This window comes from Tianweitania sediminis (assembly GCF_017813335.1).
Lineage (GTDB): Bacteria > Pseudomonadota > Alphaproteobacteria > Rhizobiales > Rhizobiaceae > Tianweitania > Tianweitania sediminis.
This window is the reverse complement of the sequence record NZ_JAGIYY010000001.1, coordinates 1-18870: the sequence shown is the minus strand read 5'-3', so window position 1 is coordinate 18870 and position 18870 is coordinate 1. Positions and strand designations below refer to the sequence as shown.

17 protein-coding genes are annotated in these 18870 nt (G+C 60.0%); 3 read left to right on the top strand and 14 right to left on the bottom strand.

All coding sequences use genetic code 11. From position 1 onward, the window contains the following. Positions 1-45 precede the first annotated feature (45 nt). Entirely contained in the window at positions 46-996 is a 951-nt protein-coding gene (locus J5Y06_RS00085) for an alpha/beta fold hydrolase (RefSeq protein ID WP_209333090.1), read from the top strand. Positions 997-1329: 333 nt separating this feature from the next. Here the strand turns inward: J5Y06_RS00085 and J5Y06_RS00080 are convergent, their stop codons facing one another. Beyond that, the gene (locus J5Y06_RS00080) at positions 1330-2364 is read right to left on the bottom strand and encodes a DUF1176 domain-containing protein (RefSeq protein WP_209333089.1); all 1035 of its coding nucleotides are present in this window, start codon (positions 2362-2364) and stop codon (positions 1330-1332) included. Between the two features lie 219 nt (positions 2365-2583). Here J5Y06_RS00080 and J5Y06_RS00075 point away from each other — a divergent pair, with 219 nt between their 5' ends. Further along, entirely contained in the window at positions 2584-2952 is a 369-nt protein-coding gene (locus tag J5Y06_RS00075) for a tudor domain-containing protein (RefSeq protein ID WP_209333088.1), read from the top strand. Positions 2953-3115: 163 nt separating this feature from the next. Here the strand turns inward: J5Y06_RS00075 and J5Y06_RS00070 are convergent, their stop codons facing one another. The 12 genes from J5Y06_RS00070 to J5Y06_RS00015 all read right to left on the bottom strand — a co-directional run bounded on the left by J5Y06_RS00070 (position 3116) and on the right by J5Y06_RS00015 (position 16039). Beyond that, complete coding sequence (locus J5Y06_RS00070; RefSeq protein ID WP_209333087.1) at positions 3116-3319, bottom strand: hypothetical protein; 204 nt, start codon at positions 3317-3319, stop codon at positions 3116-3118. 177 nt (positions 3320-3496) lie between these two features. Next, positions 3497-5077 (bottom strand): acetolactate synthase large subunit, encoded by a 1581-nt coding sequence (locus J5Y06_RS00065; protein ID WP_209333086.1) that lies wholly within the window; start codon positions 5075-5077, stop codon positions 3497-3499. 28 nt (positions 5078-5105) lie between these two features. Next, positions 5106-7202: an acetate--CoA ligase family protein gene (locus J5Y06_RS00060; RefSeq protein WP_245247481.1), complete on the bottom strand. Its 2097-nt coding sequence runs from the start codon at positions 7200-7202 to the stop codon at positions 5106-5108. 152 nt (positions 7203-7354) lie between these two features. Then, positions 7355-8023 carry a TetR/AcrR family transcriptional regulator gene (locus J5Y06_RS00055; protein ID WP_209333085.1) on the bottom strand — a complete coding sequence of 223 codons (669 nt, stop codon included), beginning with the start codon at positions 8021-8023 and terminating at the stop codon, positions 7355-7357. Positions 8024-8048: 25 nt separating this feature from the next. Beyond that, positions 8049-9209: an acyl-CoA dehydrogenase family protein gene (locus J5Y06_RS00050; RefSeq protein WP_209333084.1), complete on the bottom strand. Its 1161-nt coding sequence runs from the start codon at positions 9207-9209 to the stop codon at positions 8049-8051. Between the two features lie 11 nt (positions 9210-9220). After that, positions 9221-10012 (bottom strand): enoyl-CoA hydratase/isomerase family protein, encoded by a 792-nt coding sequence (locus tag J5Y06_RS00045; protein ID WP_245247479.1) that lies wholly within the window; start codon positions 10010-10012, stop codon positions 9221-9223. A 40-nt stretch (positions 10013-10052) separates the two neighbouring features. After that, positions 10053-10874 (bottom strand): enoyl-CoA hydratase-related protein, encoded by an 822-nt coding sequence (locus J5Y06_RS00040; protein WP_209333083.1) that lies wholly within the window; start codon positions 10872-10874, stop codon positions 10053-10055. Then, on the bottom strand, positions 10864-11682 hold the full coding sequence (locus J5Y06_RS00035; protein WP_209333082.1) for an ABC transporter permease: 819 nt from the start codon (positions 11680-11682) through the stop codon (positions 10864-10866). Before J5Y06_RS00035 ends, J5Y06_RS00040 begins: the two co-directional genes overlap by 11 nt. Positions 11683-11691: 9 nt before the next feature. Next, positions 11692-12612: an ABC transporter permease gene (locus tag J5Y06_RS00030; RefSeq protein WP_245247477.1), complete on the bottom strand. Its 921-nt coding sequence runs from the start codon at positions 12610-12612 to the stop codon at positions 11692-11694. A gap of 4 nt (positions 12613-12616) precedes the next feature. After that, positions 12617-13714 carry an ABC transporter ATP-binding protein gene (locus J5Y06_RS00025; protein WP_209333081.1) on the bottom strand — a complete coding sequence of 366 codons (1098 nt, stop codon included), beginning with the start codon at positions 13712-13714 and terminating at the stop codon, positions 12617-12619. Positions 13715-13856: 142 nt separating this feature from the next. Further along, on the bottom strand, positions 13857-14885 hold the full coding sequence (locus J5Y06_RS00020) for an ABC transporter substrate-binding protein (RefSeq protein ID WP_209333080.1): 1029 nt from the start codon (positions 14883-14885) through the stop codon (positions 13857-13859). Positions 14886-15001: 116 nt separating this feature from the next. Next, entirely contained in the window at positions 15002-16039 is a 1038-nt protein-coding gene (locus J5Y06_RS00015) for an NAD(P)H-dependent flavin oxidoreductase (RefSeq protein ID WP_209334289.1), read from the bottom strand. A gap of 371 nt (positions 16040-16410) precedes the next feature. On the opposite strand from J5Y06_RS00015, the gene J5Y06_RS00010 reads away from it, so the two are divergent. Next, positions 16411-17304 (top strand): DMT family transporter, encoded by an 894-nt coding sequence (locus tag J5Y06_RS00010; protein ID WP_209333079.1) that lies wholly within the window; start codon positions 16411-16413, stop codon positions 17302-17304. A gap of 392 nt (positions 17305-17696) precedes the next feature. On the opposite strand, the gene J5Y06_RS00005 is transcribed toward J5Y06_RS00010, so the two are convergent. Further along, positions 17697-18641, bottom strand: coding sequence for a DUF4214 domain-containing protein (locus J5Y06_RS00005; protein WP_209333078.1), 945 nt, complete (start codon positions 18639-18641; stop codon positions 17697-17699). Positions 18642-18870 lie beyond the last annotated feature (229 nt).

Sequence of the window (18870 nt, the reverse complement as noted above, 5' to 3'; positions counted from 1 at the left end):
AGGCGTTGCTTCCACTAACCCCTCCAACACCGAGGAGATTGCCGCTTGAGCGCTCGAACGGACGACGCCGACAGCCTGCTTGACGCGAATTGGCGAGCTTCCAGGCGCCGGATCAACGGGCTTGATCTGCATATCGTGGAGGCTGGTGATCCCAATGCGCCGCTCGTGGTCCTGCTGCACGGGTTTCCGGAATTCTGGTGGGCTTGGCGTCACCAGATCACCCCGTTGGCGCAAGCAGGCTTCCACGTGATCGTGCCGGACATGCGCGGCTACAACAAGAGCGACGCACCGCAGGAGGTGCGCGCCTACACGCTTCCCATCCTGGCCGCCGACGTGATTGCCCTGGCGGATGCGTTTGGCGCGGCGCGCTTCCACCTTGTGGGCCATGATTGGGGCGCCGTTATCGGCTGGTGGGTGGCCGCGCGCCATCCGGGCAGGGTGATGCGCGCCGTTCTCATGAACGGCCCGCATCCCGACATCCTGGCCAAACAGGCGCTCAAACATCCAACCCAGGCGCTTCGAAGCACCTATGTCGCCTTTTTCCAGCTGCCCTGGATTCCCGAAGCGACGCTCGGCGGCTTTGACTTCTCCCTCTTGAAGGCCATGGTCGCAAGCAGCGCGCGCCCAGGAGCGTTCGAGCCAGGTGCGCTGGAGCGCTATGTTGAAGCCTGGAGTCATCCGGGTTCGTTGACCGCCATGCTGAATTATTACCGCGCCTTGCGGCAACGTCCCCGCAGCAAACGACCCGCACGCGTTGAACCACCGACGCTCGTTCTTTGGGCCGACGAGGATCGTTTCCTTGAGCGACATGTCGCGGAAGCGAGCGTTGCGGTTTGCAACAACGGGACACTGGAAATGGTCGAGGGCGCCAGCCACTGGCTGCACCTGGAGCAACCTGAAACAATCAGCACGAGGATTATCGCTTGGATCGGAGAGCGTTGGGCGGTGGCGAATTCCGCCCGGCGTTCCGAGGGCAACACGACTAGCGGATCTTGACCTCAGCGCCCGCGCCATCAGCCGAACTTTTGCGGTCTTCTCAAACCGTTACGCAACACCGAATTGCGCGGGACTTCAGCGGGCCTGATATCATCCTGTAGTTCGCAGAAGTCTGTGGAGCATCCCGGAAGTCTGAAATAGATCTAAATGGAGACGATCCGCATGTCCCGAAGCAAAACACCCGCTTGGCGTCAGGCATCGGCCGTGTTGCTTCTGCTCCTGACGCTCATCAGCTGCACAGCTTCGAAGCCCAGATGCGTCACTCACGCAACCAGTCATGGCGACCTGACGGAGTGCCGCTAGGCCGTAGCGCCGGGCTTCGGGTGTGAAAGCTTACTGCACCTTGCCATAGTCCACGACTGTCTGCGAATCGTGTTCACCATCGTAGCTTGCATCGACGTCATAGCGCAAAAGCGCAAACTCACCATCCCGAAGCACCCAGGTCGCCACGGAGGATGCGTCCCCCAAACCCCGCCACTTCGCGAAGGACAGAATTGTCAGGCTGTCTGGGTCAAAGTCGGCATTCGCAACTTCGATCTGCGAGCCGAAGCCTTTCACAGCGATCGACTGGACGCGGGCGCTTTCATCGTCGGCATAATCGATATCGAGGTCCGGAACGGCAAAGCTGAGGGTCTTGAGATCCTCGCCGTCCGCGTCCGCCATCATGAAGATGTGGCTCTCGTTGTAGGCGCCACGGTTGCAAAGAAACTGGAAGATGCGGCGTTGAGCGACGGGATCATCGGGGGACGCATCGGGATACTTGAACGTGACGAGCCAGCTTCGGAAAGCCTGCTCATCCCCGGCTTCAAAAAGAGTTGGATCGCAGGTCGCTCCGAAGCTCTTCGCGAAAAGAGCCTTTGCCCGGCTTTCGGGAAGGAGACGCGGATCCGGCTCGCCAAGGTCATCACAGGTTTTCGGCAGGGCGTCAGCCAGCGTACCGCTTGAACTCGACAGCTTACCTTCGACGATCTGAAGCGGTGAGAAGGCTTCGCCTCCAACCTGCTGAGGGGAAAGCTTCAGTTCATAGCAGCCGCCATAAACATAGCCTTCGCCGTCATTGTTGGTCGCTTCAATGGCCACTGGAACATAGTGGTGGACGGTGCCATCCGGCGCCTGGTGCCCGCTGGGAAGCCCGACCTTCACGGTCACCGCTTCGGTGTCCGCGTAGCCTTCAGCATAGGTTTGCAGGTCAGGCGCGGGTTTCCGTGCGAAATAGCTCCAGGCGCGGGCGTATTCCCTCCTGTTGATCGCGTTGTACAAGGATTCCAGCAGCGCTGTGGGATCGGAGCGATCGTCAGTGTAGCGCACCTCCGAGCGGGCCGGCAGGATGTGCAGGATCGCCACGGCGGCGATGAAAAGGCGGCGCATTCCGGATCTCCAGGCGTGAGCACCCTCCGGTATCCACAATCCGTTGGATCGCTCGGTTTACTCCCTCAGTGATGTTCTTGGAGGCGAAGCTTTGCAAGCGCAAATATTCGCCTCTGGGCAGCTCTTTCATAGACGCTTTCTGGGAAGTGACGTAAAGGCGCTCGCTCGATCCAGAAGGAAGCGGGCGAGGGAGGCTTGCTCCCGTGGGGATCACATCCGATGAAGCTTAAACTGATGCTGGCTGCCGCAACGATTGTTGGTTTTGCCACGTCTGCCGGCGCACAAACCGTGGGCGACTGGGTTCTGGGCGACTACAAAGGCGCCGGCTACTGGTTTCCCGGCGTTGTCGAGAAGGTCGGCAACGGAACCGTCACCATCCGTTATGACGATGGCGAACGTGAAACGGTCGGGCTCAGTGCCATTCGTCCTTATGACTGGATGATCGGAACGCGGGTCCAATGCAACTTCAAGGGCCAGGGAAACTGGTACCCGGGCAAGATCACGTCTTTGTCCGGTGAAAAGCTCGGCATCGCCTATGACGATGGCGACAAGGAAACAACCAAAACAGGTCGCTGCCGCTCGAACTGAAGCAAGGCCGTACCAGTGCAGAATGCGAGCGCCGCTGACCTGAGGGTCGGCGGCGCGGGGGATGCCTCCAAAGCGCGAACAATGCACCAAAGGTCCGCGTGCGGAGCTTGAGCGCGAGGAGATCAGGAGCGCACCCAGCTCGTCGCGGAGATCGCGCCGCCGTTCAATCGAACAGAACAGATCGGCCTGATCGCATCGCCGCCTTGGCGACGAGTTCGGCAAGCTCCACATCCGATTGCCGGACGTGGGGTGCGGCAAGCCTGATGGCTGTCACCGCTCTGCGCGTCGAGATGGAACGCTCAGCCCGCCGTTCCTGAAGGTAGCTGTTAACAGCTGAATAAACCGATGGCAGTCGTTTGTCCGGCATAACGTGATCTTGCTTGGTGCCCCAGGAGTGCATGCCGGACCCCTAACATATCAATTGTTAATTATGGATGCGTTCGGCGCTCGTCGGGCCTTCGTCTGAAGCTCGCAAGACTGAAGTCTGAGCGCGAGGCCCACTTGCCTCACCCAGCATGGGATAACCGCTCGAGCAAGGACCGGTTCAGCCCGCGAATTGCACATCGATGAGCATGGGACCATCAAGAGCGAGCGCCTTCTTCAAGGCATCATGGAGCTCTTCAAGCGTCGCGACTGACTGCGCCTCCACTCCAAAGCCCTTTGCAACGGAACTCCAATCGATCGCCGGCCGGTCCAGGCTCATCATATCCATTGCAGTTTGCCCCGGCTTGGCACCGACCTTGGCATATTCGCCAAGCAGGATCGCGTAGGAACGGTTGTTCAGGAGGAGTGTCGTGACCGGCAGCTTCTCTCGGGCCTGGGTCCATAGTGCCTGGATCGTATAGGCGGCGGAGCCATCCGCCTGCAGCGTCACGACACGGCGATCGCCTCGTCCTTGCGCCTGCGCACCGATAGCGGCTCCTGTGGCAAGGGGAATGCCGCCGCCGATCGCGCCACCCGTGACAGTCAACCAGTCACAGCGCTCGGCTCCAGGCATGACGGCATCGAACCCACCTCCCAGCGTCAAAGCTTCGTTTACGACGATCGCATCCGCGGGCAGGTGCCTCGCCACGACGGCCGCAAACCCAGCAGGTTTAATGGGTCCGGAGAGATCAGGTACCGCCGGAGCCTCCTTCGCTTCAGGCACGGCGACGGCTTGTGCTCCAAGCTCGTCAGCAAGTGCCTGCAGAGCTTGTGCGGCGTCCTGATCGTGCCGCGTCAAGGTCAAGACGTCCGCGTCTGGACGATGAACTAGGCTGGGGCGTCCTGGATAAAGAAAAAAGCCGACGGGAGGAGGGCAGTTGACCAGCACCAGAACCTCGAACGGTGCGAGTTCTTCCAATGCTCGATCAACCGCGTAGGGGACTTGGGGAACAACAAGGCGCCCTTTGCCTCGCGGGCTGCTCGAAATGCTTGGGCTTCCCATCAGCGTTGCGCCCGTGACTTGGGCGATGCCAGCCAACAGCGGGTGCAGTTCTGGAACGACAGCTGGAGTGCCGAGCAGGATCAGCGCCTTTTTGCCGGAGCGTAAAGCATCGGCAACCACCTGGACGGCGCGCGGCTCCGCCGCGGCAGGTCCCTGTGCAATTGCTGGTTTGGCATCAACCCCGCCCTCGCTCCAGGACACGTCGGCTGGCAGAACCAGAGCGGCAATCTGGCCGTAAGCCTTGCGGGCGGCTTCCAGGCCGCGAGCGGCGTCGCTGCCGATGCGGGCAGGCGAGGTTCCGAAGGCGTGCCATTCCGACGTTGATCCAACGAGCGCGTCAACATCCGCTGTGAGCGGACTGTCGTGCTTGACATGCGGGATTGCGTGATCGCCAACGATGTTGAGCATGCCGCTGCCCGCGCGGCGCGCGTTGTGAACATTGGCAATCCCGTTTGCATAGCCTGGGCCGCAATGCAGCAGTGTTGCCGCCGGTCTCCTGGCGATGCGGAAATATCCGTCCGCCATTCCGGTGACGGTGTTCTCCTGCAGGCCGAGGACGCAGCGAATCCCGGGAATCCGATCAAGCGCTGCCACGAAATGCATCTCGCTCGTGCCTGGATTGGCGAAGCAGGTGTCAACGCCTCCCGCAATCAGCGTACGCACAAGAGCTTCGGCGCCCGTCTGCGAGGTATCGGTCATGGTTGGACTCCGAGGATCGGGATAAGGGTTAAGCTGCGATCGCCGCGGCTTCGACAATCAGCGCATCAACGGCGACCACGCCGTTGGCGTTGACCATCAACGGATTCACGTCGAGCTCGAGCAGAGTTTCGAGGTTGTCCTGGGCGTAGGAAGCGATTGCAAGGATTGCATCCACGACCGGCCTCAGATCAGCCCTGTCGCGCCCGCGAAAGCCGTCGAGCAGGGTGAAGCTTTTCAGACTGCGCAAGGCTTGTTCGACATCTTCTCGACGCACCGGAAGCAACAGCGGCGTGGCATCCTTCAGGAGTTCCACAAGAATGCCACCGGCGCCAATCACCAGCACCATGCCAAAAAGCGGATCGCGTTTTACACCGATGATCAGCTCCGCAAGCGGCGGCGCTTGCATCGGTTCCAGAAAGAAGTGCTCGAGGTGGATTTCGGGCAGGTGGTGGGCGACGTTCTGGATCATGCGCTCGCTTGCGGCGATTGCGTCGTCGCGGCTCATGATGTTCAGCGCAACCCCGCCAACTTCCGTCTTGTGAGCAATCGCGTCGTGGAGAACCTTGAGCACCATCGGCTTGGGAAAGGCTTCCGGCAGCAGCGAAAGGTCGGCGCGCGAGACCACCTGCCCGGCGGGCACGGGCAGACCGTAGGCTGCCAACCGACGCTTCGACTCCGCCTCGTTGACCGATCGTGACTTGCCGCCGAGCGGCTTGGCTCGGTGCGGCAGAAGCGCATCAAGCGGCTGACCTGCTGCTTGGTCGTTGCGCATTCGCACGCAATGCTCGCCCCATTTTGCAATCACGACTGCTGCATCGTGCAGGCCTTGGAGAGGCACGATACCCTGCGCAATCAGGCGCTGGCTGGCGATCGGTGTGATCCCGCCGGTGTTCACGGATGCATGGAATACAGGCTTGCCAGTTGCTTTGCCGGCGGCGGCGAGTGCTCGGTCCATGGCATCTTGCGCGGAGGTATCGGTCCGTGCCGAACCTAAAGGCGGATAGTCGATCACGAGCATGCCGGCGTCATAGTCGCCGCTCAGCATCGTCGTGAACATTGGCGTGAGAAGCTCTTCCTGCCCCCAGTATCCTGCCGTGAAATCGAGGGGGTTCGATACGTGGCCGAACTCCGGGAGCATGGGCCGGATGGTAGCTATCTGACTTGCATCTGGTGCCGGCAGTTCGAGACCTGCAAACGAGCAGTAGTCCGCGGCCAGACCGTTGTCGCCGCCGGAACTTGAATAAACCGAGATCCGCGGTCCCGCGAGCGGCTCGGCGATGGACGCAACTTTCATCATCTCCAGGAACTGGGGAACAGTATCGGTTTCGATCACGCCGAGACGCTTGAACAGCGCTTCATAATACTCGTTCTGCCCAGCCAGCGAACTTGTGTGGCTTGCCGCCATGGCCGCGCCAAGTTCCGATCGGCCGGACCGACAGACGATAACCGGCATCTGCTTGGCGCGTGCTCGAAGACATGCCGCGGAAAACGCCGGCACATCGCGAATTCCTTCCATGAACAAGCCGAGGCAAGTCACATGCGGATCGTCGACCAGAAAGTCGATATAATCCTCGAAGCCAAGCACCGCCTGGTTGCCGGCGCTGATCAGGTAGGAGAAGGGCACCGAACGGTCATTGGCCACAAAATGACCCGTGACGTTGCCGCTCTGCGATACAACGGCCGCGCCACGCCTGTTCTCCAGCTTCGGGTAGAGAGAAGGCCAGATGCTGCCGTGGTTGACGTAGTTGACAAGCCCGTAGCAGTTTGGACCCACCACGGCCATGTCGCCAGCGGCTTCGATGAACCTGCGGTTGCGCTCCATGCCAGCTTCGCCAATTTCAGCGAAACCGGATGCATAGCAAACCACGCCGCCTGCACCGAGTCCGCGAAGTTCGTTCAAGGCCGCGATGGATGCGTCGGCGTTGACGGCAAGAAACACGGCGTCGGGAGCCTCGGGCAGGTCGCGGATCGACGGCAGGCAGGGATAGCCGGCAATCTCCTTCCGCTTCGGATGGACGACGTAGACGTCGCCTTCGAAGGGCACTGTGCGGAGGGTCTTGAGCGTGTATTCCACCTGTGTGCCGCCGATAAAGGCCATTGTGCGGGGGGACAGCAACCTTTGCATGTTGGTCCGCAACCTAGCGCTTATGCGCGCCTGCGCGTCATCTATCCTGGCCTGCAGCATCCCTCTTTCCTCCTCCGGGCGTGCGCCGTCGTTCGCTGCACGGAAGCCTCGTGCGACGTCGCTCTCTGTCTGCGTTGATTGGCGTGCGTCCGCTACTCGGGAGCGGGCAGCGGCGCCGTCGTTTCGAAGTCGTTCAGGTCGAAGTCCGGCATAAGCGGAAAACTGTCCGGATCCTCGCCGAACTGGTCACATAGCCACTTCCGCAGGATGTTCCTGCAATCCTCGCGGGAGTAGCTTTCCTCCATAACACCGGCCAGCCATAGGCCGTCCACGAGTTGGGTCAGCGTGATCGCCGCCAGCCTCGTGTCGATCGTCATGTCTTTTTCCCGCGCCACGGCAGCGATCCGTCGCTCGATGGATTTGCGATACCGCGCCCACATGTCCCGATGCATTTCGAGAATGGCCGGCATCAGACAGGCCGCACTGTAGTAGTGCACCATCATTCGATCATAGCCGGTGTCACGCAGGAAAGTGACGTAAACGGCATGCAGCAGCTTCTCGAAATGTCCACCTTTGGTCGAAGCAACAACATGGCGGAAGAAGTCGTCGACATTCCTCCAATAATATCTGGTTGCGAAGATCAGAAGATCTTCCTTGCTTTCGAAGTAGTGGTTGATCAGCCCGCGTGACAGTCCGGACTCCTCCGCGATCGTGTTGATCGTTGAGTTGACGTAGCCGTGCTTGCGAATGGACCGCAGCGTAGCGACGATCAGTTCTTCCTTGCGGATCTCTTTGATCTGGCGCTTCGCTACGCTTTTCATTCACATCTTCCCGGTCAGTCAGCATCTAGTGCTGGTAAGGCCTCAGCAAGTCCTTGGCGATCACATCCTGATGGATCTCGGATGTGCCCTCCCAGATTCGTTCGATACGGGCATCCCGCCAAAACCGCTGGATAGGGAAATCTTCCATCATCCCCATGCCGCCAAAAACCTGTACCGCATTGTCGGCGACGCGGAACACCATCTCCGAACAGTAATAGTTCACCATGGACGCTTCGGTGCGGTTCATCAGGTCGTTTTCGATCTTCCAGGCGGCTTCCTTGACCATTAGGTCGCCGAGCTTGATGTCGACTGCCATGTTGGCGACCTTGAAGCCAACGCCCTGGAACTCGCCGATCGTCTTGCCGAACGCCTTGCGCGTACCTGCCCATTCCTTGGTCATGTCAAAGATGCGCTCGGCGCGGCCGACGCAGTGGGCCGACAAAGAGACGCGGCCGTCGTAGAGCCACTCGTTGGCAGTGTTGAAGCCCTGGCCTTCTTCCCCAAGGATCTTGCTGTCGGGGATCCGAACATTGTCGAAATAGACCATGGTTGGGTTGTAGCCACGGGTCACGATCGACTTCATGGGTTCAACGCGCAGGCCCGGTGTATCCTTGTCGATCAGGAAGGTGGTGAAGCGCTTGCGCGGTCCCTTCGGCGTGTCGTCCGTGCCAGTGACGGCGATCAGGATGATGAAGTCCGCGATGTCGGCCGCAGAGATGAACTGCTTGACGCCATTGATCACCCATTCCTTCCCGTCACGTACCGCCTTCGTGACGATGGACCGTGCGTCTGAACCGGCCCCCGGTTCGGTCAAGGCAAAGGCGTTCTTCTTCTCGCCCCGAATGGAGGGCAGAAGATACTCCTCGATCTGCTCGTCCTTACACTTGAAGAGAATACCCGTGACGCCGCGGTTCATACACTGACCCAGCGCCGATGAGGGTTTCCCCATGACCCTTTCGGCCTGCATCTTCGTCTGCTTGTCGAGACCCGGGCCACCCCATTCTTCCGGCAGGCTCATGCCCTCGAAACCGGCTTCTGCCGACTTGCGACGGATTTCCTGACGGATCTCGTCAGGCACGTAGCGGAGCTCCTCCACGAGGTTTTCGTGCGGATAGAGTTCGCGCCTGCAGAATTCCTCCAACGCGTCAACGAGCGACTGCTGTTCAAAGCTCAGTGCAAAATCCATGCTGGTCTACCTTATGCGCCGATGAAGCGAGGAGCGCGGCGTTCATTGGCAGCAGCCAGGCCTTCCTCGTGATCCTTGGTTTGAGCACAGACCTTGCCGGCAGCGACTTCTTCAAGCTGCTGATCGGACAAGCTGCGGGTATGAGCGGAGTTCAGAAGCCGCTTTGCTTGGGCGATCGCGACCGTTGGTCCCGATGCGAGCTTCTGGGCAAAGGCCAGCGTATCGTCCCAAAGCTTGTCGCCGGGGCTGACATGGCTCACCAGGCGGTTCTGCAAGGCGATGTCCGCCGTCCAAAGGTCGCCGGTGAAGGCGAACCGCTTCGCAGCTTCCAACCCCATCACCCGCGGCATCAGCCATGTGCCGCCGCAATCGGGATTGTAGCCGACATTGGTGTAGGAGCAGATGAACTTCGAGCGTTCGGAGGCGTAGCGGAAGTCGCATGCAAGCGCCATGTCGAGGCCGGCGCCGACGGCCGCGCCGTCGATCATGGCGACCACGGGCTTCGGCATGTCATGGACCTGCTGGACGAGCTTGAGCGATTCCTCGACCCAGTTCATGTCCGGCCATGGGTTGTCGCCTTTCGACTTGTCGGCCCACTCCTTCACGTCCGCGCCTGCGGAAAACGCGCCGCCGCGCCCTGTGAGGATCAATGCCCGCATGGTTGTATCGGCTGCCGCCTCGCGCAGGGCCCGGCGCAGTTCAATCGTGATGCCCATGGCAAGCGCGTTGCGCGCTTCAGGCCGGTTCATCGCGATGACGCCAACAGCGCCGTGACGCTCGATTTCAAGATACTGGTACATCATGTCCCTCCACTCTCGTGCAGCCTCCGCTGCGAATTGTTTCTCAGCGCCCCTGCCAGCGTGGCTCGCGCTTTTCCAGGAAAGCGCGCTGTCCCTCGATCATGTCCTGCGAAGCAAGCATCCTGCGGAAATTGACGAGGTCGGCATCCGAGTCCCCGCGCATGGCCATCGCCTCACGATCTGGCATGGCGTCCACGAAGCGCAGCGATTCTTTGAAGGCCTGCTGTGCCAATGGGGCTCCTCGACCGATCTTGCGGGCAACGGCCCAGGCAAGGTCCATCAGTTCGGCCCGAGGCGCTGTGCGATAAACCAAGCCCCAGTGCCGGGCCTCCGCCGCAGTCATGGGCTCCCCCGTCCAGATCATCGCTGTGGCGACGTGGAACGGAATCCGGCGCGGCAGGCGTTGAAGGCCGCCCCCGTCGGGAAGCAGGCCGCGCGCGAGTTCCGGAAGCTGAAAAGAGGCTTCGTCCGCCATCAGCAGGAGGTCGCAGGAAAGCGCCAGTTCCAAACCGCCACCTATTGCTGGTGCATTGATGGCGGCGATCAACGGTTTCTTCAGCGACCAAAGGGTGGTGATCCCGCCAAAGCCGCCTTCGCGGGCTCCAGCTTCGCGAGCCCCTTCGCCTTCGAGGGTGCCCTCGAGGAAGTCCATGCCTGCCGAGAAGGCCTTATCGTTGCCACTGGACAAGATGCCGACCCTCAACTCGGGCTCATGCTGCAGGTAAAGGGCGGCGCGTTCCATGGCGCGGCTGAAGCGGCGACAGATCGCGTTCACCTTGGGCTTGACCATGCGGATCTCAAGCACCTCGGCTTCGCGTTTTAGATGCACGAAACCCTCAAGTTCCCGGTTGAGATCATCCAGCATGTCTGCGGTCCTTCCGCTTCGCGCGACTCGTGACGATGTGCAGAACAAGCGGCGGCACCGTCGTAACGATCAGCATCAGGGTTGAAGCGGCAGCGAGGGTCGGGTCCACGTCGTCACGCAGCGTGGCGAATGTAACGCGCGGGAGGGTCGCCACGGGGCCGGACGAGATCATGAGCGAAATGATCAACTCGTCGAACGAGACGAGAAATGCCAGCAGCATGGAAGTAACGACAGAGAATTTCAGCTGCGGCAGAGTCACGGTCCTGAACGCTTTGAACCGGTTCGCGCCAAGGCTGCGGGCAACCATTTCCTGCGTCATGTCGTAGGAATTGAAACCGGCTGACATCGTGAGGATCACGAAGGGCATGGCCACAACGCAATGGGCAAAGATGATGCCGGGGATGGTGTTTAGCAGGCCGCCGATGCGAGCGTAGACAAAGAAGATGCCGATGGCGATCAGGATCGAAGGAACAGCAAGCGGCGAGATCAGGGTCGCACGCACCATGTTGTTCAAGCGGAAACCTGAAACATGCAAGGCGTACGAGGCCGCCACACCCGTGATCGTCGCCACGATCATTGTGCCGAATGCAACACGTAGCGACACCCAAGTGGCCGCCAGCCACTTCTCCTCGCCGAAAAAGCCGCGATACCAGCGGAGCGAAAAGTCTGGCGGTGGAAAGGATAAAGACCGGCTGGAACTGAAAGACGTCGGGATGACGATGAGCGATGGCGCCACGAGGTAGAAGATCACCAGCCCTACGAGGATGTAGAGCCAAAGGCGCGAACGGTGCGAAACGTAAGATTCCACGGCTAAACCTCACACTTCCGGCGTCAAACGACGCACCAGCATCAGGCTGAGGCCGAGGCAGAGAGCCGTCATAAGGAGAAGCAGCACCGCCAACGCTGCGGCGGGACCCCAGGTGGCATAGAGTGACAACGACTCTTCGATGCGTTGAGCGATCATCTTCACCTTGCCGCCGCCCAGAAGAGCGGGGGTGATGTAGAAGCCCAAGCACATGACGAAGACCATGATCGTGCCCGCCACCAGGCCCGGCATCGATAGGGGCAGGTAAACACGGGCAAAGGCATGCGCAGGCGAAGAGCCGAGATTGGCGGCTGCGCGCATCAGATTGCCGTCGATCGCCTTCATGGACGCGTAGAGCGGCAAGATCAGAAACGGCACCATGATGTGAACCATGCCGATGATCGTGCCGGTCATGTTGTGCACAAGCGGGATCGGCCGCTCAACCAGACCGGCACCCACCAAGGCGGAGTTCACGAGGCCGTTTCGCTGAAGGATGATGAGCCAGGAGAAGGTCCGCACGAGCGTGGATGTCCAGAAGGGCATCAGAACGGCCAGCATCAGCAAGCCGGACCACGGCGCAGGTGTGATCGCCAGGAGATAGGCCACAGGATAACCCAACAACAGGCAGAGCACCGTGACGATGAACGCGATCTTGAAGGTGTTGAGGAACATGTCGCGATACACGGGTTCGGCGAAGAACAACCGGTAGTTTTCGAGGCTGAGTTGGCCATCCGGAGCGACAAAGGACATCGACAAGAGCCAGGCGATGGGGGCCACCATCAGGAGCCCCACGATCACAAGCGCGGGCACCGTGAGGTGGAACATCACCCGCGCTTCCGCACGCTTGTCTTTCTCGAGCGCCTCACGATTTTGCTCAAGCCGAATGGTCTTGGAAGAACCAGAAGGTGATTGCAGCACGGCTGCTTGCGCCATGGGACTAGCCCTCCGCCCGCACCAGGCGAGCGTCGGCACGCTCAAGCCGCAGTGCCACGCTCTGGCCAGCCTGCGGCAAGGCCCGCACGTTCTCCGAACGGTTGGCCATCCGCACGAAAACCGTGTGGCCACCGTCGAGCATCACCTCAAACAGCAGGCTTTCGCCCTGGAAGACGACCGTTCGAACCTGGCCGGTGAACTGGTTTCCGTCGCCAGAAGCGGCGGCGTTGTCTTCCGTCCAGCGCAGCCGCTCCGGACGAAGCATCAAAAGCATGGTGTCGGCGGCGCCGATCCCATCGTCAGCTAGTTTGAGGGGCCGGCCATTATAGCACCACTGACCGTTCTTCTCTTCTAGGGGAAGGAAACTGGACTCGCCGATGAATTCGGCCACAAACTGGCTTTCCGGGTGCTCGTAGAGATCGGACGGCGTGGCGACCTGGGCAAGCCGCCCCTTGGAAAACACCGCGATGCGGTCTGACATTGTCAGAGCCTCGCGCTGGTCGTGGGTCACCGATATCGTGGTCATACCCAGCCGGTCATGCAGACTGCGAATCTCGATCTGCATCGTTTCACGCAATTGCTTGTCGAGTGCCGACAGCGGCTCGTCCATCAAGAGAATTTTTGGTTCGAAAACAATGGCGCGGGCCAGTGCGATGCGTTGGCGCTGGCCGCCGGAAAGCTGACTGATGTTGCGGTCGGCATAGCTGCCGAGTTGGACGAGATCGAGCACCCGTTGCACCCGATCTTTGATCTCGGCCTTCCCCACGCCCCGCAGGCGCAAAGGATAAGCAACGTTCTCGCCAACGGTCATGTGGGGGAACAATGCGTAGTTCTGGAACACCATGCCGATGTTGCGTTTGTGTGGGGGCAGGTGCACGATTTCCTGACCCGCGATCTGTATCGAGCCAGCAGTCGGCCGGCTGAAGCCGGCGATCATCATCAGAAGCGTCGTTTTGCCTGACCCAGACGGGCCGAGGAGCGTCAGGAACTCACCGGGACGGATGTCAAAGGTAATGTCCTCAACGGCTCGAACCTCGCCAAAGTGCTTGGAAAGCGACTGGACCAGAACCGGCAGAGCCGTCGTCGTGGAAGCTGTGGCCATTTCCAAATCCCGCCTGAAGTCAGAAACATGTCGGCACAAGAGGCAGTACCCAGCCAAACCTGCTGGTGAACCACATGCCGTCATCAAAGAAGTTCGCTGCGGAACTGGCGCCTTCTTGCGGGCGCCAGTTCCGACCTGGCGATCACTGCATCGCAGAGTCCCACATGGTCTGGGCCTTCTCGACGTTCTTCGCCCACCACGGCATATCCGTGATCAGCTGCTTCTTCAGGTTTTCTGTGCTGGTAACAACCTGCGCCGCCTTTTCGGGCGAGATCAGACCCAGCTTGAAGGCATCTTGATTCATCGGTCCGTAGGGGATGTAGTCAGGCAGGTTTGCCTGATACTTCGGATCGAGCAGATGATTGATCAGACGCATTGCGCCTTCGGGATTGGGTGAGTTCTTCGGAACCACCAGGCACTCCACATCCATCACAGCGTCGTTGAGCGTGTAAGCGTAGGGAGCGCCCTCCTTGATCGCGGCCTCGATGCGAGCCGCCCAGATCGTCAACATGTCAACCTCTTCGGAGGTCGCCAGCTGGGTGGCTTGGGCGCCTGTGGTCCAACGCACCGTGATGTTGTCCTTGAACTCAGTCCACTTCTTGAGTGCTCGTTCCATGTCCACAGGGTAGATCTCATCCTTTGGCACGCCATCGGCGAGCAGCGCGATCTCCATGTTCGTGGAGGGATAGGTTCCTCCGATGGCGCGCGTTCCAGGAAACTCTTCGACGTTGAAGAAGTCAGCCCAGTTCTTCGGCGGACTGTCGCCGTAAACATCGGTGTTGTAGGCAAGAACGGTGGAATAGGCCGTGAAGCCGATCCAGTGGCTTTGGCGAAGGTTCTCCGGAATGCCCGCAGCGTTCGGGATCTTCGAGTAATCCAGCGGAATGATCAGGTCTTCCGTCACCGCCTGATCGCAAAGCCCGCCGTAAAGCTCCGCCACGTCGATGTCGACGGCATTGGCTTTGACCTTGGTGCGGATGTCGCGAATTCCACCGGACAGGACATAGTCCACGACCTTCATGTCGTGGTCTTTCGGAAGATGGTCGAGAATGGCCTTGCGCACACCTTCCTGGTAGGCGCCGCCATACGATGCGTAGCTGACAGTCTCCTCAGCCAAGGCGGGCATTGTGACCGCAATTACTGCGGCGGTCGCTAGCAGATGTCGTTTCATGCTTTCTTCTCCTCCCAAAGAAGACCCTTCCGGGCCGGTTTAATCGCCGGCGTGTTTGTTGCCGATTCTCACTGTTGTCCTTCTCACCGCATCAGCTCTCCTCCAGCGGACACGGCTTAGTTCATGGCTCTGACTGCCGTTGTGCCGTTGCGCTCGAGGTCGCTGCGCGGACTTCCCAGATTGTTGAATGCGGCCAAACCCCGGGTCATAGCCTCACGGCAATCATGGATCATTCGTTCGATGAGTTCTGCGCAGGTCGGGATGTCATCCACCAAGCCGATCACCTGGCTCGCCCAAACCAGCCCTTCATCCACCGCACCTGTTTCCAGCGCCGTCCGCCCGCGCGAGCCCGCGACCAGCGGCTGGATATCCGCGAATTCGCAGCCTCCCGGCCTCATTTCGGTGGCAACGACCTCATCCGATATGCGGTTCTTGAGGACGCGTCCGGTGTTGCGCAATGTGCGGAAGATCAGGTTCGTGTCGCGCTCCGAAGCGTTGAGCAGCGCACGTTTGATGTCCTCATGAATTGGCGCTTCCCTTGTCGCGCAAAAGCGCGTGCCCATGTTCACGCCCTCGGCGCCAAGCATCATCGCGGCGGCCAATCCCTGCCCAGTTCCTATGCCCCCTGAGGCAATCAGCGGGACCTTCACCGCCTTCGCAGCAGCGGCGAACAGGACAAGGCCGCCAATATCATCCTCGCCCGGATGGCCAGCGGCCTCGAAGCCGTCGATGGAGATTGCGTCGACGCCGGCTCGTTCAGCCGACAATGCATGTCGCACGGCCGTGCATTTATGCACGATCACGGCGCCGGCCTCCTTCGCTTTGGCGATGAACTCTTTCGGGCTGCGACCTGCCGTTTCCAAAATGCGGACGCCGCTGTCGAGCGCTGCATCGAGATAGGCTTCATAGGGCGGCGGATTGGTGGAAGGAAGAATGGTGAGGTTCACGCCGAAAGGCTTGTCGGTCATTGAACGGCAGCGCGCAATTTCTTCGCGCAGCGCTTCTGGGCTTGGCTGTGTCAGGGCAGTCAAGAATCCGAGTCCGCCAGCGTTGGAAACGGCGGAAGCCAACTCGGCGCGACCCACCCACTGCATACCGCCCTGAATGATCGGGTAGCGGACGCCCAACAGGTCTGTCACGCGTGTATGCACGATCGGCTCCCCCTGCCGTTTTCAGTTGTTGCTTTTCTAAAATTCTGGTAGCCCGGTGTAAAGAGAAAATTGGTTGGACGTCCAACTTTTTTCTGGCTGAGCGTCCAACGATGCCGCAGTTGCGGATGGGAGAGCCTAGAATGAAGATCCTGTCCGTCGCCGCTGCCGCCCTCCGACAAGGGGGCACACCACTGACGCCGGCATCGTGACGATGGCCATGCAGGTGCCAAAGGATCTCGGCGGCGGGTCTTCCAGCCATGCCTTCCACGACAGGGTTCTTGGCCAGGTTCAGCGTGAACAGCGGGGCGTCGATCGTTCTCATCCGGTTTCAGCTTCTCGAGCGCCGGCGATGCAGAGGGTCACCAGGAGGAGCGATGCCTAGCCACATTCTACGCGGCATCGTGATGATCTGCCTGGCGTCCCTTTGTTACAACTTGAACGACATGACCACGAAGTTCCTGGTGGACGACTATTCGGTAGGGATGATCATTCTGATCCGAAGCACGATGGCGCTGCCGCTGCTGGTCATTTTGGCGGTGGCAGTTGGCCGAACGCGTGTTTCGGGCTCGTCCCGTGTGGGCTTCCACGCCATCCGCGGCGCCCTCAACCTGCTGGCAGCGTACCTGTATATCCGCGGGCTGGAGCATCTCAGCGTCGCTGAGGCGACAGTAATCCTCTTCGCCTTGCCCTTGATGGTTACGGCGGCTTCGGCACTCTTCTTCAAAGAGGTGGTCGGCTGGAAGAAGTGGTCTGCCGGGCTTTGCAGCTTCGCCGGCGTCATCATCGCCATCCAGCCAGGCTCGGAAACCTTCCAGCCAGCGTCGCTCTACATCCTGGGTGCGTCGTTTCTCTACGCGGCCAATTCTGTCACGGCGCGGTGGTTGCCTGAAGCAGACAATCTATGGACAGTCAGCTTCCTCGCCGCGGCCTTTCAGGCGCTCTTCGTGGCACCTGTGGCACTAGCAGAGTGGACAAGCGTGCACCCTGAAGACTTGCTTATCTTTGCAGCTTCGGCAGTTTTTTCGAGCTTGGGTATCGGCCTTGGCTCCATGGCCTACCGCATCGCTCCGGCTGCGGATCTAGCCCCGTTCGGTTATTCGGGCTTGATCTGGTCGCTCGCGATCACATGGATCGTCTGGGGCACTTTCCCCAGTTTCTGGACCTGTGCCGGAGCGTTGGTCATCTTCTGCAGCAGCTTGTTCTACTTCCTGTTCAGAGAGCCTGGACCGCACCGCGGACCGGTTATCAAGAAGAAGTCGGTCGTTTGAGTGGATTGGGAACCGTGGCGCGCTGGACTTCAAGCAGTTTGCCGCCGAGAACAGGTTTTCACCGGTGCATACGCCAGCGCCTACGTAATTGGTTTGGCCCGGTGAATGCAGAAGTATTCGAACACGAGGCCGCAAGACTCCATTGGTCCGCTCGGTCTCTCGACTCCCAGATCAAATTCGCAATGCGCGCTACTGGCGATAAAGAATTCGCGTCAACGGACATTCACGATGGAAGCAGTCCGATCGACCTTCTGCGGCGAGTACGCACGTCAGCCCAAAGGCGCAAAGGGCGTTGTGAGGCACTGACGATACGCCCGCCACGTGTAACGCTTAAGGTTTGGGGGGTTGGGATATGGCGCTTTCGTGTTTCTTCGCGACAACGGCTGTCCTTCTCAGAAGTAATTGTAGTCCAAGATCACCCCAAACCTCACGGACGCGGCCGTGTTGGACTGGTTCTCCGGACTTTCCGAAAATTCCAACAGGACGGCCTCACGTGACAACCCGGTATCCATTCTGCCGATCCAATAGCTGTAGCCGCTCGCGTCAGCAGCTCGGTTCAGAACGTTCTCATAGAGCAGATCCACGAACTGCTCATCCGTAGGAGATGTGCCATAGAGCGAGCGAAACTCGTCCGATCCGATGAAGCTGGCGGCAGCTGATAGGAGGCTTGTGCCTGTGTCAATCTTGTTGACCCAGAATGAGACGCCACCCAGATCTGGTGCTCTGTCAAACGCTGCCTGGTAAAGCCTAAAGGCCTGCACTGCTCCAGTATCAAACGCCAAGGCCACGTCCGAGAACAGCAGCCTTTCAACTCCGGCGATGGTGTCCCGAGCCAGCCCGTCGGTGCTGCTGACCAACAGGTTTCCGTTTGCGATGTCAAACGAGTATGTGCTGAGCGGGTTGGCGTAGGCTGCGAAGTCGAAACCCTCGCCGCCGTCGATGTAGTTCGCGCCTTGCCCCGCATCTATGATGTCGTTGCCCGTGAAGCCTGCAAGCGCATCATCGCCGTTCGATCCAGCAATCTCGTCATTACCAGCTAAGGCGACTGAGAAGAGCGTCAGCAGGTTATTAGCGTTGATTAGGTTACCTGCGGTGATGGCATCCACAGCTAGTCCACCAACCTCGATCGCCAGAACACTACCTACGTATGCTGCATAACCCGTCAGTGTTCCGCCCGTCAGACCAGAGGCATCGTAGGTGAAGCCCTCGCCATAGTAGACACCGAAGTCAGCCCCATCGGATAGAACAATTCGAGTTGCGCTAGCTTCGACGAGCTCTGCCTCGAATGAATCGGCCGTGAACATGTTTACAGGCGTGTAAGCTCTAGCGACGGCCACGGTGTTTCACTCCTCGTTGATGTCGATAAGACATTAGTGTGATCGAGGCTAGCAACATCGATCAGTCGCGCTACTGCCCATCAAGTTTGACTTTGGCTTACCGAAATGACGTTGCCCCCGATCAGCCCTCGTTCATAACTGGACTCTGTTCTCCTTGTGGTCCGATCTGGACCGGGTTGCAAACTCGTTCGGGGTGAGGCCGCGCAGGCTCGTGTGCGGCCGGTGCTCG